The sequence below is a fragment of the Bradyrhizobium sp. CCGB12 genome (genome assembly GCF_024199845.1).
Lineage (GTDB): Bacteria > Pseudomonadota > Alphaproteobacteria > Rhizobiales > Xanthobacteraceae > Bradyrhizobium.
In genome coordinates this window covers 4,315,567-4,340,701 of record NZ_JANADO010000001.1, presented here as the reverse complement: position 1 = coordinate 4,340,701, position 25,135 = coordinate 4,315,567, and the positions used below count along the sequence as shown (strand labels likewise).

The following is a 25,135-nucleotide window of genomic DNA, read 5'->3' as shown; positions in this document are numbered from 1 at the left end:
TGAGACCTCTTACTTCCCCACCCATTTCGGCGGCCGCTTCTCCGAGAACGCCTTCGGGCCCTCGATATAATCCTGTGAGGCCGCCATCGCCTTCACCGCCGGATAGTCGCGCTGCTCCTCGATCGCCTGTTCCAGCGAGACGCCAAGCCCTCTCTGGATGGCCTGCTTCGAGGCCCGGATCGACATCGGCGAGTTCTTGGTGATCATCTCCGCCCAGCGCAGCGCGGCGTTGAGCGCCTCGCCCTGCGCCACCACCTCGTTGACGAAGCCGAGCTCCTGGCCTTCCCTGGCGCTGACATGGCGCGCGGTGAGGATCATGCCCATGGCGCGCTTGAGGCCGATCTGCCGCGGCAGCCGATGCAGGCCGCCGGCAAGTGCGGCGAGGCCGACTCGCGGCTCGGGCAGGGCGAAGGTCGCGTTCTCCGAGGCGATGATCAGGTCGCACGCCAGCGCGATCTCGAAGCCGCCGCCCATCGCCACACCGTTCACCGCGGCGATGATCGGCTTGTCGCAGTCGAAGCGCGCGGTGAGGCCGGCAAAGCCGCCCTTGTCCCAGCCACGCTTGCCGCCGGCTGCCTGCCACTTCAGGTCGTTGCCGGCGCAGAACGCCTTGTCGCCGCTGCCTGTGACGATCGCGATCCACTGCTCGGGATCGGCGGAGAAATCGTCGAAGACCTTGTTGAGCTCGAAATGCGCGTCGGTGTGCAGCGCGTTGTAGACCTCGGGACGCGACAGCGTGACGATCGTGATCGGCCCCTTGCGTTCCACCTTCGAGAATTTCAGCTCCATCGCACGCTCCCGCATTTTCTTGTGAAGGAATATTCGCGGCATACTAACGCGCGTCCGCGCCTGAGCACCATCGAATTGCGCAATGCGCCTTGCGTACCTGACACGCCTCGCCTTGCTTGACTTGGATGCGCTCTTCTCCGCTTAATCATGCGAAGCAAGGTTGCGCCTAGCGCCTTAACGCAAAACGATAAAATCATTCCGGGAGAGAACCCTTGGATTTCTCACTGCCTGCCGATCTCGTCGCCTATCTCGCAGAGCTCGATCGTTTCATTGCGCGCGAGATCAAGCCGCTGGAGGAGGCCGATGACAACATCCGCTTCTTCGATCATCGCCGCGAATGGGCGCGCACCGATTTCGAGAATGGCGGCCTGCCGCGGCACGAATGGGAGGCCTTGCTGCGCAAGGCGAAGGATCTCGCCGATGCCGCTGGTCACCTCCGCTTTCCGGTGCCGAAGCAGTACGGCGGCAAGGACGGCTCCAATCTCTGGATGGCGGTGATCCGCGAGCATTTTGCCGCCAAGGGTCTCGGGCTGCATAACGACCTTCAGAACGAACACTCCATCGTCGGCAATTTTCCCGTTGTCACCATGCTCGACCGCTACGGCCGCGACGACCAGAAGGCGATGATCGACGGCTCGATCAAGGGCAAGTACCGCATCACCTTTGGTCTGACCGAGCCGCATCACGGCTCCGACGCCACCCACATGGAGACGCGCGCGGTGCCGGCGACCCGCGACAACGTCAAGGGCTGGGTCATCAACGGTGAGAAGATGTGGACCACGGGCATGCACGTCGCCACCCACTGCGCGCTGTTCGCGCGCACCAGCGGCAACGACGGCGATGCCCGCGGCATCACCTGCTTCCTGGTGCCGGCCAAGAGCCACGGCGTCAAGGTCGAGGAGTACATGTGGACTTTCAACATGCCGACCGATCATCCGCGTGTCAGCTTCACCGACGTGTTCGTGCCTGAGGATGCGCAGTTCGGCGAGGTTGGCCGCGGCCTGTCGCTGGCGCAGTGTTTTGTCCACCAGAACCGCATCCGCCAGGCCGCAAGCTCGCTCGGTGCCGCCGTCTACTGCATCAACGAGAGCGTCAAGTACGCGCGCGAGCGAAAGCCGTTCGGCAAGGCGCTGGCCGAGAACCAGGCGATCCAGTTCCCGCTGGTCGAACTCGCGACGCAAGCGGAGATGCTGCGCCTTCTGATCCGCAAGACTGCCTGGGAGATGGACCAGCTCACCGAGGAGCAGGTCGAGCGCACGCTCTCCGACCGCGTCTCCATGTGCAACTACTGGGCAAACCGCCTCTGCTGCGAATCCGCCGACCGCGCCATGCAGGTCCATGGCGGCATGGGCTACTCACGCCACAAGCCATTCGAGCACATCTACCGCCACCACCGGAGGTATCGCATCACGGAAGGCAGCGAGGAGATCCAGATGCGCAAGGTGGCGGGGTTCCTGTTCGGCTATATGGGGCCGGGGAAGCGTTGATTGTCATTGCAATCCAGAATTGTTTCTCGGAGACAGTCTGGATTGCTTCGTCGCAAGGGCTCCTCGCAATGACGGAGGAGAGAGGCGCACATCTGCCTCCACACCGTCATTGCGAGCGAAGCGAAGCAATCCAGAAATGTCGCCGCCGCGATGCTGCATTGATCTTTGCCCAGCTTCTCATAACGACGATCAATTCACCCTGCGATCTTTCCCCGCCCAATACGGCTCGCGCAGCTGCCGCCGCAATATCTTCCCTGACGGATTCCTCGGCAGCGCCGGCAAAAACTCCACGCTCTTCGGCGTCTTGAACCCAGCGATGCGCTCGCGGGTGAAGTTGATGATGTCGGTGGCGCTCGCCTGCTTGCCCGGCTTCATGACCACGACGGCCTTCACCGCTTCGCCCCATTTGTCGTCGGGCACGCCGATCACGGCGGCCTCCGCGACGTCGGGGTGATCGCACAGCGCGCTCTCGACCTCGGCGGGGTAGATGTTCTCGCCGCCGGAGATGATCATGTCCTTGATGCGGTCGTGGATGTAGAGATAGCCGTCCTCGTCCATGTAGCCGGCATCGCCGGTGCGCAGCCAGCCGTCGCCGCGCAGCGTCGCGGCAGTCGCCTCCGGCAGATTCCAGTAGCCCGCCATGTTGGAGCCCGACCGCGTCGCGATCTCGCCGACTTCACGCGGCGGCAGCGGCTTGCCGTCGACGTCCAGGATCGCGATCTCGACGCCCGGCAGCGCCTTGCCGGCCGAACGCATCCGCTCCAGCCCCTCGACATGGTCTTCCGGAGGCAGCGCGACGATCGTGCCTGTGGTCTCGGTCATGCCATACATCTGCACGAAGCCGCATTTGAAGATTTCGATGCACTCCTTCAGCAGCGCCGCCGGAATAGGCGAGGCGCCGTACAGCATGTATTTGAGCCGCGAGAAATCCACCGTCTTCGCGCGCGGCTGCCGCACCACGAATTGCATCGCCGCCGGCACCATGAACAGTTTTGTGATGCCCGACTGCTCGAAGAAGTCGAGCACCTTGGTCGGATCGAACTCGCGCGCGATGACGCCGCGGGCGCCGTGGTAGAGCCCCATCACGCCCCAGCCCGAACCGCCGATGTGGAAGACCGGCATGGCGACCAGCGACACGTCGTCGGTCGACCACCGGTTCCACTCCGGCTTGTCCTCGGCATTGCCTGTTTGCACGAGGTTCAGGAAATTCGCATGCGACAGCATTGCGCCCTTCGGCTTGCCTGTCGTGCCCGATGTATAAAGCTGGAGCGCGATGTCGCTTGTAGCGATCGGCAGCTTCGGATCGTCGCCCCTCTGCGCGTCACGCCAGGCTACAAAATCCTGCCATTCGGGTGCGCCGCCCTCGGTGGTGACGACGGTGCGCACGCCCGGCAACTGATCCCCGATCTGGCGAACCTGGGTGATGAATTCCGGTCCCACGAACAGCACCGGGGCCCTGCAATCTTCGACGATGAAGGCGACCTCGGGCCCCGCCAGCCGCCAGTTCACCGGCGCCATCACCACACCGGCTTTCATGGCCCCCATCAGGAGCTCGAAATAGAGGTCACTGTTCTTGCCGAGATAGGCGATGCGGTCGCCCTTCTTCACGCCCATGGCGATCAGAGCATTAGCGACCTTGTTGGTCTGTACGTCGAATTCGGCAAAGCTGGTGAGGCGGCCCTCGAACTCGTAGGCAATGGCATTGCCGCGGCTTTTCGCGCGCTCGCGCACCATGTCGGCGAGATCAGTCAGTGGCTGTGTGGTGGACATGTCTCTCCCGTCGCGTCTTGTTTTTATGCCAGGGAGTGTGAAGTCAATCGCGGGTGAAGACAAGATAGGGGCCCCGCCGTCGTCCTGGCGAAGGCCAGGACCCATAGCCACAAGACGCAATTTTGCGAAGACCGGTCATGACCGGTCTTCCAAATCGAGTTTCGTGGTTATGGGTCCCGGCCTTCGCCGGGACGACGATTGAGAATCTCGTCGTCCTGGACAAGCGCAGCGAAGCGGAGCGCCGATCCAGGACCCATAACCATCAAACGCAATTTGGCGAAAGACTGATTTTGGCGAATCTTCGTCAAAACTGGATTCGGTGGCAATGGGTCCTGGCTTTCGCCAGGACGACTACGGAGAGACTTACCCCCGCTTCGCCCGATCCTTCTCGTTCTGCGCCATGATGCTCTCGCGCGCGGCTTTCCAGTCGTCGTCGCTCCAGTCGCGGAGCTGGTAGAAATTGCCGCCCATCGCGAGCGCCTGGGCGCCGTCCATGGCGATGGTTTCGCCATTGATCCAGTCGCAGCCGCCGGAGATCAGGAACGTCGCGAGGTTCTGCAACTCCTCCATGGTGCCGACGCGGCCCATCGGGTTCATCGCCTTGGTGCGCGCGCCGGCCTCGTCGCCGGGCTTGATGCGCTTGCTCATGCCCTCGGTCGGGATTTCGCCCGGCGCGATCGTGTTGAGGCGGATGCCGTAGCGGCCCCATTCGGTCGCGAGCGACATCGTCATGGCGTGGATCGCCGACTTGCTCATCGCCGACGGCACCACATAGGGCGAGCCGTTGCGCACCCAGGTCACGGTGATCGACACGACGTTGCCCGGTTGCTTCAAGGCGATCCAGCGCTTGCCGACCGCGTGGGTTACGTAGAACGTGCCGTGCATGACGATGTTGGCGACGGCATCGAATCCGCGCGGCGAGAGCTCCTCGCTGCGCGAGATGAAATTGCCGGCGGCGTTGTTGATGAGGTCGGTGAGAGGACCATCGCGAAAGATGCTCTCGATCATCTCCTCGACCGCGAGCGTGTTGCGGATGTCGACACCGTGGCTGGTGACGCGGCCGCCGTACTGGTCCATCAGCTCGGTTGCGGTCTCGTCGCACACGATCTTGCGCCGGCCGCAGATGTGCACCTCGGCGCCGAGCTGGAGGAAGCGCGCCGCCATCGACTTGCCGAGCCCAGTGCCGCCGCCGGTCACGAGAATGCGCCGTCCGGCCAGAAGATTTTCCTTGAACATGGCTGTTTCTCCCGTACGGATTGTCAGTTAATTGGTCGATTGACTAAATCTGGCCGTCAGCTTCCTGTAAAGCGGCACCGAACAAGAACAGGGGAGAATTGATCCATGGAAGAGCGCGTCTCGATCTCGATCTCGGAAGGCGTCGCCGACGTGCGTCTGATGCGCGCGGACAAGATGAATGCGCTGGATCAGGCCATGTTCGAGGCGCTTGTCGCGGCGACCGACCGGCTTTCGAAGGACAAGAGCGTGCGCGCCGTGGTCTTGTCCGGCGAGGGCCGCGCCTTCTGCGCCGGTCTCGACATGGGGCGTTTTGCGGCCATGAAGGAAAAGGGCGGTAACGGAATTCCGGGTGGCGAAAATCGCGATCTCGCCAAACGCACCCACGGCCAGGCGAACTTTCCGCAAGCCGCGGTGTGGGGCTGGCGTCAGCTCCCGGTTCCCGTGATTGCCGCCGTGCACGGCGTTGCCTTCGGCGGCGGTTTCCAGCTCTCGCTCGGCGCCGACATGCGCTTCCTCTCGGCCGACGCGCGCATGTCGGTGATGGAGATCAAATGGGGCCTCGTGCCTGATATGGCGGGTACGCCGATCCTGGCCTCGCTGGTGCGCGATGATATCTTGCGCGATCTCACCTACACCGGCCGCATCTTCTCCGCGCAGGAGGCGATGACTTACGGCCTCGCCACGCGCATCTGCGACGACCCGCGCGCGAGCGCCCTGGAAGTCGCACGCGAGATCGCCGGCAAGAGCCCCGATGCGATCCGTGCGGCAAAGCGCCTCCTCAACAATCTCTCGGTCGACCCGGGCCCGGCGCTGCTCGCCGAATCCGTCGAACAGCAGAAGCTGATCGGCAGTGCGAACCAGACTGAGGCGGTGCGTTCGAACCTGGAGAAGCGCGCCGCGAAGTATGTGGACTAACAATCTCCGTCATGACCGGGCTTGTCCCGGCCATCCACGTTCTTGCCAGAGCGATAAACAAGAACGTGGATCACCGGGACAAGCCCGGTGATGGACGACCAATTGGCATCGTCACTGAACAACAAAGAAAAACAACAATGAGCGAAACGTCCCACTTCCTCGGCATCGTCTCCGGCGAGCGTCGCCGTACCCACACTGAGATCGCTGACCGTGCCGACCGCATCGCCTCTGGCCTCGCCAAGCTCGGCGTCAAGCCAGGCGATTGTGTCTGCATGCTGATGCGCAACGACATCGCGTTCCTGGAGGCTGCCTACGCCGCGATGCGGCTCGGTGCCTATGGCGTGCCGATCAACTGGCACTTCAAGCCGGAGGAGATCAACTACATCCTGAACGATACCGGCACGTCCGTTCTGATCGGACATGCCGACATGCTGCATGCCTTGCGCGATGCAATTCCCAAAGGCGTCACCGTGCTCAGCGTGCCGCCGCCCCCGGAGATCCGCTCCAACTACAAGATCGATCCCGATCAGCTCGCGACACCGGACTTTGCGATCGATTTCGAATCCTGGCTCGCGCAGCACCAACCCTATGACGGCCCCGTCGTGCCGCAGCCCATGAACATGATCTATACCTCGGGGACGACAGGCCATCCCAAGGGCGTCCGCCGCAATGCGCCGACGCCGGATCAACAGGCGGCCGGCGAGCGCATGCGCGCGATGATCTACGGGCTGAAGCCAGGTGCCCGCGCGCTGCTGCCGGGTCCGCTCTATCACTCCGCGCCGAACTCATTCGGCATCCGCGCCGGAAAACTCGGCGGTGCACTGGTGCTGATGCCGCGCTTCGAGGCTGAGGAATTCCTCGAGCTGATCGAGCGCTACAAGATCGACACCATCTTTATGGTGCCGACCATGTTCATCCGCCTGATGAAGCTGCCGGAAGCGGTGCGCAAGTCGTACGACGTCTCCTCGCTGCGCCACGTCATTCACGCCGCCGCACCCTGTCCGGCCGACGTCAAGTGCGCCATGATCGAATGGTGGGGGCCGGTCATCTACGAATTTTACGGCTCGACCGAATCCAGCGCCGTCACCTTCGCGACCTCCGAGGACGCGCTGAAGAAGCCCGGCACGGTCGGCAGGATATCGCCCGGCGCCGAGCTGCGCTTTCTCGGTGAGGACGGAAGCGAGCTGGGCGTGGGCGAAATCGGCGAGATCTATTCGCGCATGGCCGGGATGGCCGATTTCACCTATCACAACAAGCCGGAAAAGCGCGCCGAGATCGAGCGCGACGGCTTCATCACCTCGGGCGATGTCGGCTACTTCGACGAGGACGGCTATGTCTTCATTTGCGACCGCAAGCGCGACATGGTGATCTCGGGCGGCGTCAACATCTATCCGGCGGAGATTGAGTCGGTGCTGCATGCCGTGTCAGGCGTGCATGATTGCGCCGTGTTCGGCATCCCCGATACCGAGTTCGGCGAGGCGCTGATGGCGGTGATCGAGCCGCAGGCCGGCATCCAGCTCAATGCCGCCGATGTCCGCGCGCGGCTAAAGGCCTCGCTCGCCGACTACAAGGTGCCGAAGCACATCGAGATCCGCAGCGGATTGCCGCGCGAAGACTCCGGAAAAATCTTCAAGCGCCGCCTGCGCGATCCCTATTGGGAGCAGGCGGGCCGCAAAATCTGACAGTCCGTAGCCCGGATTGCGCTGCGCTCCATCCGGGCTACGAAGGGGCATCCTCCGACATGATCGGAAATGGATTTTCGAGCTATCTAGCAGGGACAGATTTCGATCCTATATAGACGGCGTCATCGTCTTGCGGATCATCCCATGGCTCCCGTTTCCATCCTGCTCAACCTGCTCTGGATCCTCATCGGCGGCGCCTGGATGGCGTTCGGCTGGCTGATCGCTGCGATCATCATGGCCATCACCATCATCGGCCTGCCCTGGGCGCGTGCGGCGTTCAACATCGCCGTCTACACGCTGCTGCCGTTCGGCTCGCGGGCGGTCAGCCGCTACGAGGTCACCGGGATGAGCGATATCGGCACCGGTCCGCTCGGGGTGATCGGCAACATCATCTGGTTCGTGCTCGCCGGCTGGTGGCTGGCGCTCGGCCACCTCCTCACCGCCCTGGTCCTCGCAGTCACCATCATCGGCATTCCCTTCGCCTGGGCCCATCTGAAGCTCGCGGGCATTGCGCTCTGGCCGATCGGAAAGGTCATCGTGCCGGCTTGAGGCGCGTGGACCCATCAATGACGGTCTCCGGTGGCGGAGCGGAAGTCGCCCAGCTCGAGGGGCTTCGGCGGCTGATGACGCACTGCGGACTGGAACCCTTGCACCGCAAGTCAAGCACGTGATCCGCTGCGGGCTTGGATCACGCCCCGGGTCTAGTGTGAGGGACTGCAGTTGAGTTCCTTGATCCTCCCGGCGGCGTCAAACGCAAGAAGCACACTCACGACACCAGTACGCGTGTTGTATGAGATAAGAGTCCCGTCCTGCGAGCAATTGAGATCGTTCAACTTGCCGGCCGGATAGTCTCGGAGGCGATCGACCCAATAGGCACGGAGTGCCTCGCGACTGGTAATGGTCTTGACGCCGGCGCCGCAGCCGCAGTGAACCACGGCATCTTCGGCATACAATTCGAGGATCGCTTCGATATCACCCGCGCGGTAGGCATCAAGCCAGTCAATCGCAACGGCCATCGGGTCAAACGACAAATTTCTCATCTACATGCCGTCAAAAGTGCGGTTCCCAGGTCGCGTTCCCCGCCAAGCCTCTTTCTCCGCTCAATTAATTGTCTTTAAATACCTCACCCGGCCTCGGCCATATGCCAAAGCACATAGATGGCCGGGCCGAGGCAGAGTCCATGTTAGACGTGTCTGCTAAGCAGGGGATATTCAACCGCATTCGGCTTGTGATCGTAGATCGGCAACCGATCGTTCTACAGGGGCTGAAATCAGTACTCGGGGCACAGCACGATTTCGACGTTGTCGCATCATGCAGCGATGGGACAAGCTGCCTCGAAGCAATTCGGAATTTGACACCCGACATCGCGCTTATTGCCGACAGCCTGCCAGATCTGACGATATCCGGGATTCTCGCAACTGCGAAAGCCGAGAATCTTTCCACGCGCCTGGTGTTCTTTACCGAGTCCGAATCCGACCACGATCTAACCGCAGCGGTTGCTGCTGGCACCTGCAGCGAAATCTCGAAGTATGCTTCCCCCGACACCATGCTGCGACTGCTAAGGCTGTTGACAAAGCGCAGCGCGTCGTCGGAGCAGTTCGACCTCTCGCTGGTCGGCAAGGAAGCAGACGGCGGCGCCAAAATCGAAAAGATGCTGGAGCTATTGACGCACCGGGAACGTCAAATCGTGCGACTGGTGTCAGAAGGAATGTCGAACAAGGAGATCGCGCGCCAGCTAAACGTTTCCCCAGGGACAGTCAAAGTCCACCTGTACAATATTTTTCAGAAGCTCGAGATCACCAACAGAACTGTGCTCGCGACCCTCGCGTTGTTACAACGCCCCTCCGGCTTCGGCACGCTCGCGCTGGCCTTTCTGGCGGTCGCCATTGCGGACGAACTCAAGGCTGCGGAAGCGAACGACATGCTTCCGAATGACGGCAGCATCGTCCACGCGGGCGAGAACGGCGAATATGAGCCCTGGAAAAAAGCTATCCTCCGGCACCTCATCGTCTGGGAATCCGCCGAGACGCCCCCGCTTACCCAGAGAGACTTCTTTGCCAAGCTGAGCCATGTTACGAGCCCGGCGGCGGCAACCGAAGCGTTGCGCGCGGCTGAGCAATCCTTGGGCGCGATATCGTGGAAAGACTACGGTCCTGCTGGATCGAGCACGCTCAATCTTCCCACGCCTTTGCTGCGAGGAACCAGCGACACACGGATTGGGGCTGACCCGGCCCCGGAACATCAATTCCCGCCGCTTGCTTCCAAGCCGATGTTGATTCAGGGAGGGTATGGCACGTTCGCCACTCTCGCCGGTGCGTTGATCTACGCTCTGCAAGACCCCCATCTCGCTGCGCAGTCGCATGACCCGGATCAAGCGTCAATCGACAGCTTCGTGGTCGTCACCGGAGAGAATGCGACCACAACACTGGCCGCGATCACCAATGCCGATGCAAATCATGCAGACAACTCAGCCCCGGGTTTCCTTGCGCACGATTTCCGCCTGCCGTCGGCGTCTGTGACCACGGAAAACCAAAGTGTCACTGGAGACGGCGCTCAGCGCCAAATGAGTCATGTCGCCGCAGACGACAATCTCCAAAAACCGCCTGACTTGGTGGATTTTCGTCACGAGACCAGTATTGGCGGAGATGGCCGCGATCAAGCTATGGGCGGCAACGTTGGTGAACACGTTGTTTATCGCTCCAATATCGATTCCAATTTGACCTCCCCCGACTCCGTCTTCGATTTCGCATCTGGGTCGAGCAGGATAAATCTTGCGGCTTTCGGAGCGCTTGCTTGGCTGCATATGACAGCAGCAACCAAGTCTATACCGCCACGTACCGTCGCCTGGGCCTACGACGCCGCAAGCAATGAAACGATCGTCTATGTGAATCCGACCGATCGCACCCTCGATATCGGGGATCGCGGCCTGCTGGAATTCCATCTGCAGGGGATCGTCGCCATTGCGGAGGCGGATGTCGTCTCCCAGCCGGATGGCGCGGCTGTCGCGGCCACCTTGGAGCAGCTCGAAGGAGCGCTGACATCGGCGAAAGCGACCGATGAGACTGTTCTGAGTACGGGTAATGTCCATGGCATCGTCGGGTCGAGCGAGAGCACACTTGGGACGGCTGGAGTTTGGAGCGTTCTGGCCGACGCCGGCTTGAGCTTCCACTTCGGGCAGACTCGGACCGGCTTCGGGGCGTCGACGCAGTTCAGAACCTTCACGACTGATTCGACGGATGCGACGGAAGAGAGCGCTGGTGCGTCTGGCGTGTCGGCTCACGTATCATCAATCGCGCTTGCTCAGAGCGCGACGGTTCCGGCAGTTGAAAATCCCGCATTGAAGAGTGAGCCGATCAATGCGGACACCGACGTTTTGTCGACCGGGCAGAACGAAACCGTCGAACCGAGCGCCGCAACGGCCGATAGCGCGGAGCGCGGTAACTCGCAGCACGCTTCGGAGCAAGGGTCTGCAAAGGCGGCCACAGAGATGGCCGAAGCGAAGTCCAGCCCGGGCATCGGCGTCGGCCATGACAAGGAGCATCATTCGCAGGCTTCGGACGGGTCGCCAGGCTCAAAGAAGACGGCAGAACCAGGCGGCGTCGAACACGGCAACTCGGGGCACTCGACCTCTGCAAAAGCGCCGGAAGCAGCCGGGATCGCCGCAACGGCCGATAGCGCGGAACGCGGTAACTCGCAGCACGCTTCGGAGCAAGGGTCTGCAAAGGCGGCCACAGAGATGGCCGAAGCGAAGTCCAGTCCGGGCAACGGCGTCGGCCATGACAAGGAGCATGATCGCGAGGCTTCGGACGATCCGCCAGGGCCAAAGAAGACGGCAGAACCAGGCGGTGTCGAACACGGCAACTCGGGGCACTCGACCTCTGCAAAAGCGCCGGAAGCAGCCGAGATCGCCGCAACGGCCGCTAGCGCCGAGCGCGGTAACTCGCAGCACGCTTCGGAGCCAGGGTCCGCAAAGGCGGCCACAGAGATGGCCGAAGCGAAGTCCAATCCGGGCAACGGCGTCGGCCATGACAAGGAGCATCATCGCGAGGCTTCGGACGATCCGCCAGGGCCAAAGAAGACGGCAGAACCAGGCGGTGTCGAACACGGCAACTCGGGGCACTCGACCTCTGCAAAAGCGCCGGAAGCAGCCGAGATCGCCGCAACGGCCGCTAGCGCGGACCGCGGTAATTCGCATCACGCTTCGGAGCCAGGGTCGGCAAAGACGGCGACCACGGATGTGGCTGAGGCTGACTTCATCTCCGGAAATGGTGTCGGCAAAGGCGCCGAGCATCGCGCTCCGGCTTCGGACGCTGCGAGCGCGTCGGCGGTCTCAAAAACGGCAGAACCAGCCGTCGTGGAGCACGGCAATTCGGGGCACGATCTACCCTCGACCTCTGCAAACGCGTCAGCAGCCGAGATTGTCAAACCGAGCGTCGCAAGCGGCGATCACGCCGGACGCGGAAATTCGGAGCACGTTGCGCCATCTGCTGCAATCGCATTAGAAGCCCCACAGCCGGCTAAGGCTGCGCCCGAGACTGGCGGAGTGGATCGAGAACTGGTGTTTCGCTTCGATCGCGAGGCAACTCCTGCCACTCTCGTCGCGGCAGTTGAGCCTAAAGAGCTCCACAATCCACTCGATGCGCACGTTCCGCGCGGTCAGGAAGCGAACCTCGAGATGATCGTCAAAGCACTCCCCAATGGACTGGAGGAACACGCGGCCAACGACGGCAATAACGGTGCGCATCATGCCATTGTACCTGCGTCTCATGATCTGCTGATTTGAAGCGTTGCACTGTCGTTGACGGGAGTGCCAGAGCAATCTGAAGCTCGCGGGCATTGCGCTCTGGCCGATCGGAAAGGTCATCGTGCCGGCCTAGGCGCGGAACCATCGATGTCGACCTCCGGCGGTGTGGAGCGGAAGTCGTTCAGCTTGCGGGGCGTTCGTTTCCACACAACCAAGACCCGAAGCCGACATTGGTCAACGCATGAGGGTCAATTATGATCTTCGGCAGCTTCATTTGCTTTGGGTGCTTTCTCAATGACTGGACGAGGCTTCAAGCGGCTACTTTGCGTCGCCAGTGCGATGGCATTCCCCCTCCTTCCAGATGCGCTCACGCTGAATTCGCATCGCGCCTTCGCCCAAGCAGCGCCGGCACCACAAGCCGCCAGTCCCCGCTTTCGTGCGGATGGACCGGCTGCAGACGAATTCGGCCAGAAGGAGGGATATCCGAGTTGCAAGGGCATCGACTATGTTGATCAAAAGGGCTGCCGGGTAGGTGCGCTGAGCCGGTATGACACGCTGTTTCCTGCACGCACCATCACTGCTCCGAAACAGTCAATCCCGCTGGCTCGCGCAGCGAACGAACCCGTCATTCACTATGGCTTCGCCGGGCTCAAGCTGACGCTTGACGACTACCTCAACCGCCAACCGGTCACGGGCCTATTGATTGCGAAAGACAATACGATTCTGGTCGAGCGCTATCAGTACGGTCGCACTGATACGGATCGTCTGACGTCCTTCTCGTTGGCGAAGACGGTGGTTGGCCTCCTGATCGGCATCGCCCTGAAAGAGAACGCCATCGCGTCCGTGGATGACTTGGCGGGAACCTACGTCTCTGGTTTGAAGGACACCGAATACGGGCGCACGCCGATCAAGGCGCTGCTGCTGATGGCCTCCGGTGTTGCATTCTCGGAAGACTACGACAATAGATCCAGCGATATTAGCAAGCTGGCACGTCTGACGATTGAGCCAGGCTCCCCCGGCAGCCTCGCTGCGGTGAAGCAGTTCGACACCCGTCTCTCTCCCCCCGGCGTGCGTTTCTCTTATTCGTCAGCTGAATCGCTCGTGCTGGGCCTCGTGCTCGCGGCCGCCACCAAGCGAACCGTATCTGACTACGCTTCCGAAAAGCTTTGGCATCCACTGGGAGCGGAAGCCGATGCAACGTGGAACATCGATGCGACCGGACAGGAAATAACGTTTGCCTATGTCAATGCGGTTCTGCGCGACTGGGCGCGCCTTGGTCTGATGCTGGCCAATCACGGCATTTGGAATGGGAAGACCGTCGTCCCTGCAGATTGGCTTAAGGCATCGGCTGCTGACGCGCTTCCCACAGGCTCACCGCTGGCGAAGTACGGTTATCAAGTCTGGTATTCCGCAGACACTAGGCGTTTCGCGCTGCAGGGCATTCGCGGACAGTTTGTCTTTGTCGACCCGGACCTAAAGCTTGTCCTTGTGCAAACCGCGCTCAGCGGTGGGCAACCCGCAACCGCTGAGGTGTTTGCTCTTTGGAATGCGCTGCGAGCGCAGGTTCAGTAGGCAGCGGATGGCAAGACGCCGTTTCGGCTTGTGGCTGTGCGTCAAGGCTTGCGGTGGTGAAGCGGCCCAACCGGGTGCGCGCACCAATCATCCGCAAGGCTACGGGGGCAATAGTGCATCGCTCCCCGGGGAGAGCGCGCCATAAGCCGTAAACCGTTGCACAGGGAAGGCCGGGATCTCCCGGCGTCACCTGTGGTCACCCCGCGTGCGTTTTTCGCGTGCGGACCCTGGGTGCCAGCCGGCGCCCGGCCTTCCCCTGCGCCCTTCGACGAGGGTGAAACGGACAGCAAAGCTTCGGGCGCTCGCGCCGCGAGACCGAGAACGTGCGCGCGCCGCCGCGAGGCCCATTCGGCGACGGTCAGCGATGTTGCCGCGCCGCCACCAAGTTCATCTTGCACTGCGGTAGAAAAATATCGCACACTCCTCCGGACCGGGGAGCCAAGGTGCTCTAGAAGCGGAGCCAGCCATGTCCCTCCAGACCATACCATCCGACGCCAATGAGCTTCGCCCCAACCGTCCTGAGGACGTCCAGGCGATGGAAGCGGAGGCGCGGCTGCGCGATGACATCCGCCTGCTCGGGCGCATCCTGGGCGATACTGTGCGCGACCAGGAGGGCGCCGATGTGTTCGACCTGGTCGAGCGCATCCGCCAGACCTCGATCCGGTTCCACCGCGACGAGGACCGGCTGGCCCGCCGCGAGCTCGAGCAGATCCTCGACAGCATGTCGACCTCCGAGACGGTACGGATCGTCCGCGCCTTCAGCTATTTCTCTCACCTCGCCAACATTGCCGAGGACCAGAACAACATCCGCCAGATGCGCGCCCGCGGCGCGGCCCAGAGCGGCGGCTCAGGCGTGCTGGCGGAAACGCTCGCCCACGCCAAGGCGGCGGGCATCGGCGCCGACGCACTTCGCGCCTTCTTCAAGTCCGCGATGGTCAGCCCGGTGCTGACCGCACACCCGACCGAGGTCCGCCGCAAGAGCACCATGGACCGCGAGATGGAGGTCGCAGCCCTGCTCGACCGCCGCGAGCGCGTCGCGCTGACCGCGGAGGAGGCCGCCGCAAGCGACGAGCAGCTTCGCCGGGAGGTGCTGACGCTGTGGCAGACCAACCTCCTGCGCCGGACCAAGCTCACCGTGCTCGACGAGGTCTCCAACGGCCTGGCCTTCTACGACTACACCTTCCTGCGCGAGGTGCCGCGCCTGGTCAACGCGCTGGAAGACCGGCTGGAGGAGGGCGGCGAGGCGGCGGCAGGCGAGCTCGCCTCGTTCCTGCGCATGGGCAGCTGGATCGGCGGCGATCGCGACGGCAATCCCTTCGTCACCGCCGACGTCATGCGCGGCACGCTGCGGCTGCAGTCGAGCCGCGTCATGCAGTTCTATCTGAACGAGCTGCACGTGCTCGGCTCCGAGCTGTCGATCGCGGCCCATCTTGCCGACGTCTCCGAGGAGCTGCGCACGCTGGCGGAGCGCTCGCCGGACACCTCGCCGCATCGGAGCGGCGAGCCCTATCGCCTCGCGGTCTCCGGCATCTATGCGCGGCTCACCGCGACGGCCGAAATGCTCGACGTCGAGATCACCCGGCGGCCGGTCGGCAAGGGCAAGCCCTACGAGAGCGTCAGGGAGCTGCAAGCCGATCTCGACGTGCTGCACCGGTCGCTGATCTTCAACAATGCCCGCGTCATCGCCCGCGGCCGGCTGCGGCTCTTGCGGCGCGCGGTGGACTGCTTCGGCTTCCACCTGGCGCGGCTCGACATCCGGCAGAATTCGGCCGTGCACGAGCGCACCATCGCCGAGCTGATGGATGCCGCGAACCCCGGCATGTCCTATCTCGCGCTCGGCGAGGATGCCCGCATTTCGCTGCTCACCAACGAGTTGCGCTCCACGCGCTCGCTGGTCTCGCCATTCGTCAAATACAGCGACGAGACCATGGGCGAGCTCAACGTGTTCCATGCCGCAGCAGAAGCGCATGCGAAATTCGGCTCGGACGCCATTCCTCAGTGCATCATCTCGATGTGCAAGGGCATGTCCGACATGCTCGAGGTCGCCGTGCTCTTGAAGGAGGTCGGCCTCGTCCATCCCTCCGGACGCAGCGCCATCAATGTCGTGCCGCTGTTCGAGACCATCGAGGATTTGCAGGCCTCGAGCGGCATCATGGACCGCATGTTGTCGCTGCACGATTACCGCCGCCTCGTCGACAGCCGCGGCAGCGTCCAGGAGGTCATGCTCGGCTATTCCGACAGCAACAAGGATGGCGGCTTCGTCACATCGGGCTGGGAGCTCTACAAGGCCGAGATCGGCCTCGTCGACGTGTTCGAGCGCCACGGCGTGCGCCTGCGCCTGTTCCACGGCCGCGGCGGCTCGGTCGGCCGCGGCGGCGGACCGAGCTATGATGCCATCATCGCCCAGCCCGGCGGCGCCGTGAACGGCCAAATCCGCATCACCGAGCAGGGCGAAATCATCTCGTCGAAATATTCCAACGCCGAGGTCGGCCGTAACAATCTGGAAATTCTCGCCGCGGCGACGCTTGAAGCGAGTCTCCTGCATCCGCGCCAGAGCGCGCCGCGCCGCGAATATCTGAGCGCGATGGACGAATTGTCGAACCTCGCCTTCAAGGCCTATCGCGGCCTCGTCTACGAGACCGACGGTTTCGTCGATTATTTCTGGTCCTCGACCGTCATCAACGAGATCGCAACGCTCAACATCGGCAGCCGGCCGGCCTCGCGCAAGAAGACCCGCGCCATCGAGGATCTGCGTGCGATTCCCTGGGTGTTCTCCTGGGCGCAGTGCCGCCTGATGCTGCCGGGCTGGTACGGCTTTGGCAGCGCAGTCGAGCAATGGATCGCGGAGCATCCGCAACAGGGCATGCCGTTCCTGAAAGAGCTCTACAGGGAATGGCCGTTCTTTCGCATGCTGTTGTCGAACATGGACATGGTGCTCGCCAAGAGCTCGATCGCGATCGCCTCGCGCTATGCCGAGCTCGTGCCGGATGAGGCCCTGCGCGAAAAAATCTTCGGCCGCATCCGCCGCGAATGGCATTCGTGCATCGAGACGCTGCTCGACATCATGGGCCAGGACCGATTGCTTCAGAGCAATCCGCTGCTGGAGCGCTCCGTGCGCCACCGTTTCCCCTATCTCGACCCGCTCAACCACGTGCAGGTCGAGCTGCTCAAGGAGCACCGCGCGCAGAACCCGGACGAGCAGGTGCTGCGCGGGATTCAGCTGACCATCAACGGCATTTCGGCGGGGTTGAGGAATACGGGGTGAGAGCTACTCCCTCGGTCGTCATGGCCGGGCTTGACCCGGCCATCCACGCGCTTCAGCAATTGCAGACAGACGTGGATGCCCGGGTCAAGCCCGGGCATGACGAGGAGAGAGCGTGCGTGCTCAGCAGAAATGCGCCCCCTGCGTCTCCACATAGACCGCATAGAGCGACTGGCTCGCGGTCATGAACAGGCGGTTGCGCTTCTTGCCGCCGAAGCAGACATTGGCGCAGGTCTCGGGCAGCAGGATCTGGCCGATGCGCGCGCCATCGTTCGGTGCGAATACCTGCACGCCGTCATAGCCGGGCCCGACCCAGCCCGCACCGACCCAGATGTTGCCCTCGGTGTCGACGCGCAGGCCGTCGGGGAAGCCCGACTTGCCGTCGAGTGTCATGTCGATCAGCTTCTTCGGGTTCGACAGTTTTGGGCCGTCGATGTCGTAGGACCACACCACGTTTTTGGCTTCAGGATAATGCGTGATGCCGGTGTCGCAGACATAGAGCTTCTTGTAGTCGTGGCTGAAGGCGAGGCCGTTCGGCTTGAACGGGTCGTCGGCGACCTTCGCGAGTTGCCCGGTCTGGGTGTCCAGGCGATAGACGGCTTCCTTCTGATGGGGCTGGAGCGAACCGGTATTGGCAAGCTTGCCCTCGTAGATGCTGATCGCGCCATAGCCGGGATCGGTGAACCAGATCGCCTTGTCATTGGGGTGCACGACCATGTCGTTCGGGCCGTTGAGCGGCTTGCCATTGGCCTGCTCGGCCAGCGACGTGACCGAGCCGTCGTGCTCGTAGCGGACGAGGCGCGTGCGCTCCGCGCTGAGCTGGCGTCCTTCGGTGTCGAACGAGTTGCCGTTGGCTTCGTTCGACGGCTTGTGGAACTGCTCGGAGATGTGGCCGTCATCGTCGAGATAGCGAAGCTGCCGGTTGGCGGGGATGTCGCTCCAGACGAGATATTGTCCCTGCGCGTTCCACGCCGGTCCCTCCGCCCACAGGCAGCCGGTGTAGAGCCGCTTGATCGCGGTGTTGCCGACCTTGGCCTTGAAGCGCTTGGGATCGATGGCGACGATGTCGGGGTCGGGATAGCGCTGCGGTTCGGCATTGGCGCCGAAGTCGCGGGCATCGGCCTGTGACGCCAGGATGGTGGAGGCGGCGAGTGTCGCCGCGCCTTTGAGAACATCGCGGCGGCCGAGGCCACCACGCTCGCTTGCAGTCGTGTCGCTCGTGTCGCTCGTGTTGGTCAGTATTCTTGTCATGGTTTCCTCCCAAAGTTTGTTGGGAGGGCACCATCCGACCGCATTCGGGCGTAAAGCGGGGCGATCTCTGGCCGAGGCAACCAGAGATCGCAGGGCAGGGATGCCGGAAGCGCGACTAGACAGGATCCCTACACGGGATCCCAGGTGAAGATGTCGGCCGAGCGGTCGAGCTTGTAGAACGAGCCCTTGAGCGCCGGCATGCCGTGTTCCGCGATCGACTGCGGCGTCCAGCCTTCGTTCCGCTGCACCGAGCGGATCGGACGGTTCTGGCTGAACAGGAAGATCTCGTTCATGCGCACGCCGAAGATCTGGCCGGTGACGTCCTTGGCGGAATCGCCCAGCAGATAGCCGCAGAGCGGGGCGATCTTCTCCGGTCCCATCTGCTTGATCTTCTCGACGCGCGCCTTCTCGGCCTCGGTCTCGGTCGGGATGGTGCCGATCATGCGGGTCCAGGCGAACGGCGAGACGCAGTTGGAGCGGACGTTGAAGCGGCCCATGTCGAGCGCAATGGATTTGGAGAGTCCGACGATGCCGAGCTTGGCGGCGGCATAGTTGGCTTGGCCGAAATTGCCGATCAGGCCCGAGGTCGAGGTGAAGTGTACGAAGGAGCCGGACTCCTGTTCGCGAAAGATCCGCGCGGCAGCGTGGGAGACGTAGAACGAGCCCATCAAATGAACCTTGATGACGGCCTCAAAGGCTTCGACGCTCATCTTGTGGAAGATCATGTCGCGCAGGATGCCGGCGTTGTTGACGACGCCGTCGAGCCGGCCGAAATGATCGGTCGCGGCCTTCACGATCTTGCTCGCGGGGATCGCTTCCGCCACCGACTCGAAATTGGCGACGGCGGTGCCGCCGCGCTTCTTGATCTCCTCGACCACCTCCTCGGCGGGCGCAGCATTCGAGCCGGCACCGTCCGCGGCGCCTCCGGGATCGTTGACGACGACCTTGGCGCCCTCGCCGGCGCAGAGCAGCGCGATCTCCCGCCCGATGCCGCGGCCTGCGCCGGTGACGATGATGACCTTGTCTTGCAGCGATTTGCTCATGTGGGTTACCTCTCGTTCGTAAACACGATCGTGCCACTTGCGGCGAACATGCCGCCGACGCCGTGGCACACCGAAACCTTCGCATTGGGGACCTGCGCCGGCGCAATCCCGCGCATCTGGCGCACGCTTTCCTGGAGCGCGTACATCCCGTACATGCCGGAGTGCATGTAGCTCAAACCGCCGCCATTGGTGTTGAGCGGCAGCTTAGCCCCAGGCCGCGTGTTGCCGTCGGCGATGAACCTGCCCGTCTCCTCATAAGGCATGAAGCCGAGGTCGCCGAGGCCGAACAGCGGCAGATGCGCGAACGCATCATAGATCATGAGATGATCGACGTCCTTGTGTGCGATGCCGGCTTCCTTGAAGGCGAGGGGTCCCGCGGTCTTGAACGCGCGCGAAGAATTGAAGGTCTCCATCTGGCTGACCATTGGCGTTTCCACGCTTTCGCCGGTGCCCATGATGTAGACGGGCGTTCTGGGAAAATCCCGGGCGCGGTCGGCCGAGGTCAGGATCAGCGCGCCGCCGCCGTCGGTGACGAGGCAGCACTGCAGGAGGCGGAACGGATAGGCGATCATGCGCGAGTTGAGGACATCAGTGACCGTGATCGGGTCCTTCATCATCGCGCGCGGATTCTTCGCCGCCCATTCCCGCTGCACCACCGCCACCGAAGCAAGCTGCTCGTGGGTGATACCGTAGGTCTTCATGAAGCGAAGCACAGGGATCGGGAACATGCTGGGCGGTCCATAGACGCCGTAGGGTGCCTCGAACTGGCCATTGAGGCTGTCCGCCGGCGTCGAGCGCGGCAATTTGCCGATCATCGACTTGCCGCTCTCCGCATGCGTGATCAGCACCGTCTTGCACAGGCCGGCCTCGATCGCCGCGGCCGCATGGCGGACATGCAGCATGAAGGAGCAGCCGCCGACCGAGGTGCCGTCGACCCAGGTCGGCTTGATGCCGAGATAATGGCAGATCTGCTGCGGCGTTTCGACCGCCGTGGCGAAGCCGTCAATGTCGGAGAGCGTCAGCCCGGCATCCGCGATGGCGTTCAGCGCCGCATCCGCGTGAAGCTGGAGCTGCGACATGGTGGGGATGACCCCGAGCTCGGTGGTCTCGGCCGCTCCGACGACGGCAACCTGGTTCTTGCGCATGGTCTACCCCTTCGCCGGACGGAACACGGGGAGGGCGATCTTGTCGTCGAGCTCCTGGAAGGCGACCTCGAGCTTCATGTCGAGCTCGAGCGCCTCCGGCGTCTGCGGGCAGTCGATGATGTTGCTCATCATCCGCGGCCCTTCGGCGAGCTCGACCACCGCGATCGCGTAAGGCGGCGTGAAGCCCGGTGCGGCGGGCCGGTGGTTGATCACGTAGCTGTAGAGAAAACCCTTGCCGCTGGCCTTGAACACCGAAACCTTGCGCGAGGCGCAGGAGGGGCAGAAGGGGCGTGGCGGGAAGTAGACATGCGCGCAGGCGTCGCAGCGTTGCAGGCGCAATTCGCCCGCTTTCGTGCCGTCCCAGAAATGCTGTGTCTCCGGCGTCGGCTTCGGTCGCGCGCGCTGCGGTTCGGCCATGTCGGCGGCTCCTCCCAAGAGACAGGCTTCGCGCCCGCCTGTTTCGATCTTGATGCGACAATCGACCATGGCGCGTCAACGGTCCAGCAATGCGCATGCATGCCATCATGCGCACAATGCTTGTGTCGAACTGAGGCAGCGCTATAGATTGCGCGCGCCAATATTCCGTGAGACAGACATGCCCGATTTTCCGACGCTGGCGAAGCTTGCCGAAGACCTCGAAAGCGGCCGCACGACCTCCCGCAAGCTGGTCGAGGCGTGCATCGCCCGGATCGCCGACCCGGCCGGTGAGGGCCAGCGCGCCTTCATCCATGTCGACAAGGACGCTGCGCTCGCGGCCGCGGATGCGATGGACGGCCTGCGCAAGGTAAAGGCGGCGCCATCGCGCTATGCCGGCATCCCGATCTCGATCAAGGACCTCTTCGATATCAAGGGGCAGACGACGCGCGCCGGCTCTCGTGCGCTCGACGATTCCGATCCGGCGGAGCACGATGCGGCGGCCGTTGCGCGGTTGCGCCACGCCGGCTTCGTTGTGATCGGGCGGACCAACATGACCGAGTTCGCCTATTCCGGCATCGGCATCAATCCGCACTACGGCACGCCAAAGGGCGCCTGGAACCGGGCCGAGGGCCACGTGCCCGGCGGCTCGTCCTCGGGCGCGGCGGTGTCCGTTCTCGACGGCATGGCGCATGGCGCGCTCGGCACCGATACCGGCGGCTCCTGCCGGATACCGGCGGCCTTCAACGGCATCGTCGGCTACAAGCCGACGCAGCGGCGCGTGCCGCTCGACGGCTCCGTGCCACTGTCCTTCTCGCTCGACAGCATCGGGCCGCTGGCGCGATCGGTCAGTTGCTGTGCCATACTCGACGCCGTGCTCGCCAACGAGCCGATCGCCCCGCTGAAGCCGCGGCCGATCCAGGGCATGCGGCTGGCGGTGCCGACCACGATCGCGCTCGACGACCTCGACGCAGCCATCTCTGAGACCTTCGAGCGAGCGTTGAGGGCGCTCGCCGATCACGGCGCCATTATCGAGCGCATCGAGATGGCTGAATTCCACGACATCGGACCGATGAATGCCAAGGGCGGCTTTGCGGCCTCCGAAAGCTACGCCTGGCACCGCTATCTGATCACGGCCAAGGGCGACGTCTACGATCCCCGAGTCTTCGTGCGCATCATGCGCGGCGAGGCGCAGAGCGCGGCCGACTACATCGATCTCCTCAACGAGCGCCGCTCGCTGATCGCTCGCGTCAATGCACGCATCGCGCCATACGACGCGCTGGTGCTTCCGACCACCGCCAACACGCCGCCGAAGATCTCTGATCTCGCCGACGACAAGGCGTTTACCACGCAGAACCTGCGCGCGCTGCGCAATTGCACCCTGATCAACATGATCGACGGCTGCGCCATCTCGCTGCCCGCGCATCGCGAGGGCGACGTTCCAGTCGGCCTGATGCTTGCAGGTAGCGGTGGTTCGGACCGTCGCATTTTCGAACTTGCTGCCGGCATGGAGGCCGTGATCCGTGTTTGACCTGACTTTCACCGTCGACGCCCAGGACACCACAACGCCGCTGACGCTGGCGATCGACCAGATGGTCATCGCCGGCTGGACCGGCCGCGACCCCGTCGCGCGCGACAAGCACATCGCCGAGCTGCAAGAGATGGGCATCGCCCCGCCGGCCTCGACGCCGATCTATTACCGCGCCTCGGCGCGGCGGCTGACCCAGGAAGACCGCATCGAATGCACTGGCGGCGATTCCTCGGGCGAGGTCGAGTTCGTGCTGATCGGCTGGCAGGGCCGCATCTTCGTCGGCTGCGGCTCCGATCACACCGACCGCAAGGTCGAAGCCTACAGCGTCACGGTGTCCAAGCAGATGTGCGACAAGCCGGTCGCCTCAACGCTGTGGGAGCTCGAGGACGTCATCGGCCACTGGGACAAGATGATTCTGCGCTCCTACGCCTGGATCAAAGGCGAGCGCGTGCTCTACCAGGAGGGCACGCTGGATGCGATGCTACCGGTCGCCGACCTGATCGCGCGCGGCTTTCCGGATGGGAAGCTACCCGACGGCTGTGCCATGTTCGGCGGCACTTTTGCGGCCAAGGGCGGCATCCGCCCGGCGGACCGGTTCGAGTTCGAGCTCGAGGATCCCGTGCTGAAGCGGACGATCAAGCATGGCTATGACGTGGTGACGCTGCCGGTGAGGGGCTGAGAAGTCTCCGCCGTCATTGCGAGGAGCCCTTGCGACGAAGCAATCCAGACTGGTTCCGCGGAGGGACTCTGGATTGCTTCGCTCCGCTCGCAATGACGAGGAGATAGTCATCGGAAATCGGGTGGCGGGGTGAACGCCGAGCTACAAAGGTGATTGTTATGACAATGACCGCACGCAAATCGCCCCAAACGCCGTTCGCCGACCTCGCCATCCGCGTCGACGTCCTCGACTGGCCTCAAATCAGCAGCGAACTCGATTCCCAGGGCTGCGCCCTTTTGAAAGGCCTGCTGACGCCAGACCAATGCCGCGCCGTGACCGCCCTCTATCCCGACGACGCGCACTTCCGCAGCCGCATCGTCATGGGCCGCCACGGCTTTGGTCGCGGCGAGTACAAATATTTCTCCTATCCGTTACCCGATCTGATCGCACAGATGCGCCCGGCGCTTTACGCGCAGCTCCAGGGCGTCGCCAACCGTTGGAACGAGGCAATGGGGATCGACATCCGCTATCCCCAGGCGCACGCTGCGTTCCTCAAGCGCTGCCACGAGGCGGGGCAGGCGCGGCCGACGCCCTTGCTGCTGCAATATGAGGCCGGCGACTACAATTGCCTGCATCAGGACCTCTATGGCGAGCACGTGTTCCCGATTCAGGTCGCGATCCTGCTGTCGGAGCCTGGACGCGATTTCACCGGCGGCGAGTTTGTGCTGACCGAGCAGCGGCCGCGCATGCAGTCGCGCGCCGAAGTGGTGCCGCTGGCGCAGGGCGACGCCGTCGCCTTTGCCGTGCATCATCGTCCGGTGCAGGGGACACGCGGCACCTACCGCGTTAACCTGCGTCATGGCGTCAGCCGTATCAGGTCGGGCCAGCGCCACACGCTGGGTGTGATCTTTCATGATGCCAAATGAGTGGAGCGATTGACCGCGGATCTGTTCGATAGCGTTGCCGAGGCGCAGCCGTCGCGCGAGGAGATCGCCGACGGGGCCGTGTTGCTGCGCGGATTCGTCAGGCCGATCGAGAGCGAGCTGATCGAAGCGGTGCGCGCCGTCGTGGCGCAGTCGCCGTTTCGGCGCATGACCACGCCGGGCGGCTACCAGATGTCGGTGGCGATGACCAATTGCGGCGAGTGCGGCTGGATCACTGACCATACCGGCTATCGCTATGATCCGATCGATCCACGAACCGGCGCGCCGTGGCCGGCGATGCCGCCGGTGTTCCGCGATCTCGCCCGCCGCGCGGCGGAGCAGGGCGGTTTTGCCGGCTTTGCGCCCGATGCCTGCCTGGTCAATCGGTACGAGCCCGGCACGCGGCTATCGCTGCATCAGGACAAGGACGAGCTGGATTATTCGGCACCGATCGTGTCGGTCTCGCTCGGCCTGCCCGCGACATTCCTGTTCGGCGGCATGGCGCGCAGCGACAAGCCGCGGCGCTTCCGCCTGGTGCATGGCGACGTCGTGGTTTGGGGTGGGGCTAGCAGGCTCGCCTATCACGGCGTCGCGCCGCTCGCCGACGGCGAGCACGCGCTGCTCGGCCGCAAGCGGATCAATCTGACCTTCCGCAGGACGCGTTGAAAGAGTGGTCGTTCCGGGGCGATGCGAAGCATCGAACCCGGAACCTC

General features: G+C 63.4%; 19 protein-coding genes. 11 read left to right on the top strand and 8 right to left on the bottom strand.

Translation table 11 applies throughout. The annotated features are described in order from the left end of the window. Nucleotides 1-9 precede the first annotated feature (9 nt). The gene (locus NLM27_RS20325; RefSeq protein WP_254145000.1) at nucleotides 10-789 is read right to left on the bottom strand and encodes an enoyl-CoA hydratase-related protein; all 780 of its coding nucleotides are present in this window, start codon (nucleotides 787-789) and stop codon (nucleotides 10-12) included. A 212-nt stretch (nucleotides 790-1,001) separates the two neighbouring features. Here NLM27_RS20325 and NLM27_RS20320 point away from each other — a divergent pair, with 212 nt between their 5' ends. After that, nucleotides 1,002-2,276 (top strand): acyl-CoA dehydrogenase family protein, encoded by a 1,275-nt coding sequence (locus NLM27_RS20320; protein WP_254144999.1) that lies wholly within the window; start codon nucleotides 1,002-1,004, stop codon nucleotides 2,274-2,276. 189 nt (nucleotides 2,277-2,465) lie between these two features. On the opposite strand, the gene NLM27_RS20315 is transcribed toward NLM27_RS20320, so the two are convergent. Continuing rightward, complete coding sequence (locus tag NLM27_RS20315) at nucleotides 2,466-4,046, bottom strand: fatty acid--CoA ligase (RefSeq protein ID WP_254144998.1); 1,581 nt, start codon at nucleotides 4,044-4,046, stop codon at nucleotides 2,466-2,468. A gap of 363 nt (nucleotides 4,047-4,409) precedes the next feature. Then, nucleotides 4,410-5,282, bottom strand: coding sequence for an SDR family oxidoreductase (locus NLM27_RS20310; protein ID WP_254144997.1), 873 nt, complete (start codon nucleotides 5,280-5,282; stop codon nucleotides 4,410-4,412). Between the two features lie 105 nt (nucleotides 5,283-5,387). Between NLM27_RS20310 and NLM27_RS20305 the strand changes: the two genes are divergently transcribed. The 3 genes from NLM27_RS20305 (at nucleotide 5,388) to NLM27_RS20295 (ending at nucleotide 8,428) form a co-directional block, all read left to right on the top strand. Further along, a complete protein-coding gene (locus tag NLM27_RS20305) occupies nucleotides 5,388-6,197 on the top strand; it encodes a crotonase/enoyl-CoA hydratase family protein (protein ID WP_254144996.1) in 810 nt (269 codons plus the stop codon). Nucleotides 6,198-6,334: 137 nt separating this feature from the next. Continuing rightward, entirely contained in the window at nucleotides 6,335-7,879 is a 1,545-nt protein-coding gene (locus NLM27_RS20300; RefSeq protein WP_254144995.1) for an acyl-CoA synthetase, read from the top strand. 144 nt (nucleotides 7,880-8,023) lie between these two features. After that, on the top strand, nucleotides 8,024-8,428 hold the full coding sequence (locus NLM27_RS20295) for a YccF domain-containing protein (RefSeq protein ID WP_254144994.1): 405 nt from the start codon (nucleotides 8,024-8,026) through the stop codon (nucleotides 8,426-8,428). 152 nt (nucleotides 8,429-8,580) lie between these two features. On the opposite strand, the gene NLM27_RS20290 is transcribed toward NLM27_RS20295, so the two are convergent. After that, nucleotides 8,581-8,895 carry a nuclear transport factor 2 family protein gene (locus tag NLM27_RS20290; protein WP_254144993.1) on the bottom strand — a complete coding sequence of 105 codons (315 nt, stop codon included), beginning with the start codon at nucleotides 8,893-8,895 and terminating at the stop codon, nucleotides 8,581-8,583. Between the two features lie 164 nt (nucleotides 8,896-9,059). Between NLM27_RS20290 and NLM27_RS20285 the strand changes: the two genes are divergently transcribed. From NLM27_RS20285 to ppc, 3 genes are all read left to right on the top strand, one after another. Continuing rightward, the gene (locus NLM27_RS20285; RefSeq protein WP_254144992.1) at nucleotides 9,060-12,662 is read left to right on the top strand and encodes a LuxR C-terminal-related transcriptional regulator; all 3,603 of its coding nucleotides are present in this window, start codon (nucleotides 9,060-9,062) and stop codon (nucleotides 12,660-12,662) included. 255 nt (nucleotides 12,663-12,917) lie between these two features. Continuing rightward, nucleotides 12,918-14,195 (top strand): serine hydrolase, encoded by a 1,278-nt coding sequence (locus NLM27_RS20280; RefSeq protein ID WP_254144991.1) that lies wholly within the window; start codon nucleotides 12,918-12,920, stop codon nucleotides 14,193-14,195. A gap of 466 nt (nucleotides 14,196-14,661) precedes the next feature. After that, on the top strand, nucleotides 14,662-17,460 hold the full coding sequence (ppc, locus tag NLM27_RS20275) for a phosphoenolpyruvate carboxylase (protein ID WP_254144990.1): 2,799 nt from the start codon (nucleotides 14,662-14,664) through the stop codon (nucleotides 17,458-17,460). A gap of 120 nt (nucleotides 17,461-17,580) precedes the next feature. Here the strand turns inward: ppc and NLM27_RS20270 are convergent, their stop codons facing one another. The 4 genes from NLM27_RS20270 to NLM27_RS20255 form a co-directional block, all read right to left on the bottom strand. Next, nucleotides 17,581-18,708 carry an SMP-30/gluconolactonase/LRE family protein gene (locus tag NLM27_RS20270; RefSeq protein WP_254144989.1) on the bottom strand — a complete coding sequence of 376 codons (1,128 nt, stop codon included), beginning with the start codon at nucleotides 18,706-18,708 and terminating at the stop codon, nucleotides 17,581-17,583. Nucleotides 18,709-18,836: 128 nt separating this feature from the next. Further along, nucleotides 18,837-19,751, bottom strand: coding sequence for an SDR family oxidoreductase (locus NLM27_RS20265; protein ID WP_254144988.1), 915 nt, complete (start codon nucleotides 19,749-19,751; stop codon nucleotides 18,837-18,839). Between the two features lie 5 nt (nucleotides 19,752-19,756). Next, the gene (locus NLM27_RS20260; protein ID WP_254144987.1) at nucleotides 19,757-20,896 is read right to left on the bottom strand and encodes a thiolase; all 1,140 of its coding nucleotides are present in this window, start codon (nucleotides 20,894-20,896) and stop codon (nucleotides 19,757-19,759) included. A 3-nt stretch (nucleotides 20,897-20,899) separates the two neighbouring features. Further along, nucleotides 20,900-21,313: a Zn-ribbon domain-containing OB-fold protein gene (locus NLM27_RS20255; protein WP_254144986.1), complete on the bottom strand. Its 414-nt coding sequence runs from the start codon at nucleotides 21,311-21,313 to the stop codon at nucleotides 20,900-20,902. A 178-nt stretch (nucleotides 21,314-21,491) separates the two neighbouring features. On the opposite strand from NLM27_RS20255, the gene NLM27_RS20250 reads away from it, so the two are divergent. The 4 genes from NLM27_RS20250 (at nucleotide 21,492) to alkB (ending at nucleotide 25,088) form a co-directional block, all read left to right on the top strand. Beyond that, the gene (locus NLM27_RS20250) at nucleotides 21,492-22,841 is read left to right on the top strand and encodes an amidase (RefSeq protein WP_254144985.1); all 1,350 of its coding nucleotides are present in this window, start codon (nucleotides 21,492-21,494) and stop codon (nucleotides 22,839-22,841) included. After that, nucleotides 22,834-23,520: a DUF2848 domain-containing protein gene (locus NLM27_RS20245; RefSeq protein ID WP_254144984.1), complete on the top strand. Its 687-nt coding sequence runs from the start codon at nucleotides 22,834-22,836 to the stop codon at nucleotides 23,518-23,520. The genes NLM27_RS20250 and NLM27_RS20245 overlap by 8 nt, the downstream gene beginning before the upstream one ends. A 158-nt stretch (nucleotides 23,521-23,678) precedes the next feature. After that, entirely contained in the window at nucleotides 23,679-24,425 is a 747-nt protein-coding gene (locus NLM27_RS20240) for a 2OG-Fe(II) oxygenase (RefSeq protein ID WP_254144983.1), read from the top strand. 9 nt (nucleotides 24,426-24,434) lie between these two features. Continuing rightward, nucleotides 24,435-25,088 carry a DNA oxidative demethylase AlkB gene (gene alkB / locus NLM27_RS20235; RefSeq protein WP_254144982.1) on the top strand — a complete coding sequence of 218 codons (654 nt, stop codon included), beginning with the start codon at nucleotides 24,435-24,437 and terminating at the stop codon, nucleotides 25,086-25,088. Nucleotides 25,089-25,135: the final 47 nt, after the last annotated feature.

Bases quoted from the DNA above. Each gene is read 5' to 3' on its own strand.
- NLM27_RS20325 (WP_254145000.1), bottom strand. From the start codon at position 789: ATGGAGCTGAAATTCTCGAAGGTGGAACGCAAGGGGCCGATCACGATC.
- NLM27_RS20315 (WP_254144998.1), bottom strand. From the start codon at position 4,046: ATGTCCACCACACAGCCACTGACTGATCTCGCCGACATGGTGCGCGAG.
- NLM27_RS20310 (WP_254144997.1), bottom strand. From the start codon at position 5,282: ATGTTCAAGGAAAATCTTCTGGCCGGACGGCGCATTCTCGTGACCGGC.
- NLM27_RS20305 (WP_254144996.1), top strand. From the start codon at position 5,388: ATGGAAGAGCGCGTCTCGATCTCGATCTCGGAAGGCGTCGCCGACGTG.
- NLM27_RS20300 (WP_254144995.1), top strand. From the start codon at position 6,335: ATGAGCGAAACGTCCCACTTCCTCGGCATCGTCTCCGGCGAGCGTCGC.
- NLM27_RS20295 (WP_254144994.1), top strand. From the start codon at position 8,024: ATGGCTCCCGTTTCCATCCTGCTCAACCTGCTCTGGATCCTCATCGGC.
- NLM27_RS20290 (WP_254144993.1), bottom strand. From the start codon at position 8,895: ATGGCCGTTGCGATTGACTGGCTTGATGCCTACCGCGCGGGTGATATC.
- NLM27_RS20285 (WP_254144992.1), top strand. From the start codon at position 9,060: ATGTTAGACGTGTCTGCTAAGCAGGGGATATTCAACCGCATTCGGCTT.
- NLM27_RS20280 (WP_254144991.1), top strand. From the start codon at position 12,918: ATGACTGGACGAGGCTTCAAGCGGCTACTTTGCGTCGCCAGTGCGATG.
- ppc (WP_254144990.1), top strand. From the start codon at position 14,662: ATGTCCCTCCAGACCATACCATCCGACGCCAATGAGCTTCGCCCCAAC.
- NLM27_RS20270 (WP_254144989.1), bottom strand. From the start codon at position 18,708: ATGACAAGAATACTGACCAACACGAGCGACACGAGCGACACGACTGCA.
- NLM27_RS20265 (WP_254144988.1), bottom strand. From the start codon at position 19,751: ATGAGCAAATCGCTGCAAGACAAGGTCATCATCGTCACCGGCGCAGGC.
- NLM27_RS20260 (WP_254144987.1), bottom strand. From the start codon at position 20,896: ATGCGCAAGAACCAGGTTGCCGTCGTCGGAGCGGCCGAGACCACCGAG.
- NLM27_RS20255 (WP_254144986.1), bottom strand. From the start codon at position 21,313: ATGGCCGAACCGCAGCGCGCGCGACCGAAGCCGACGCCGGAGACACAG.
- NLM27_RS20250 (WP_254144985.1), top strand. From the start codon at position 21,492: ATGCCCGATTTTCCGACGCTGGCGAAGCTTGCCGAAGACCTCGAAAGC.
- NLM27_RS20240 (WP_254144983.1), top strand. From the start codon at position 23,679: ATGACAATGACCGCACGCAAATCGCCCCAAACGCCGTTCGCCGACCTC.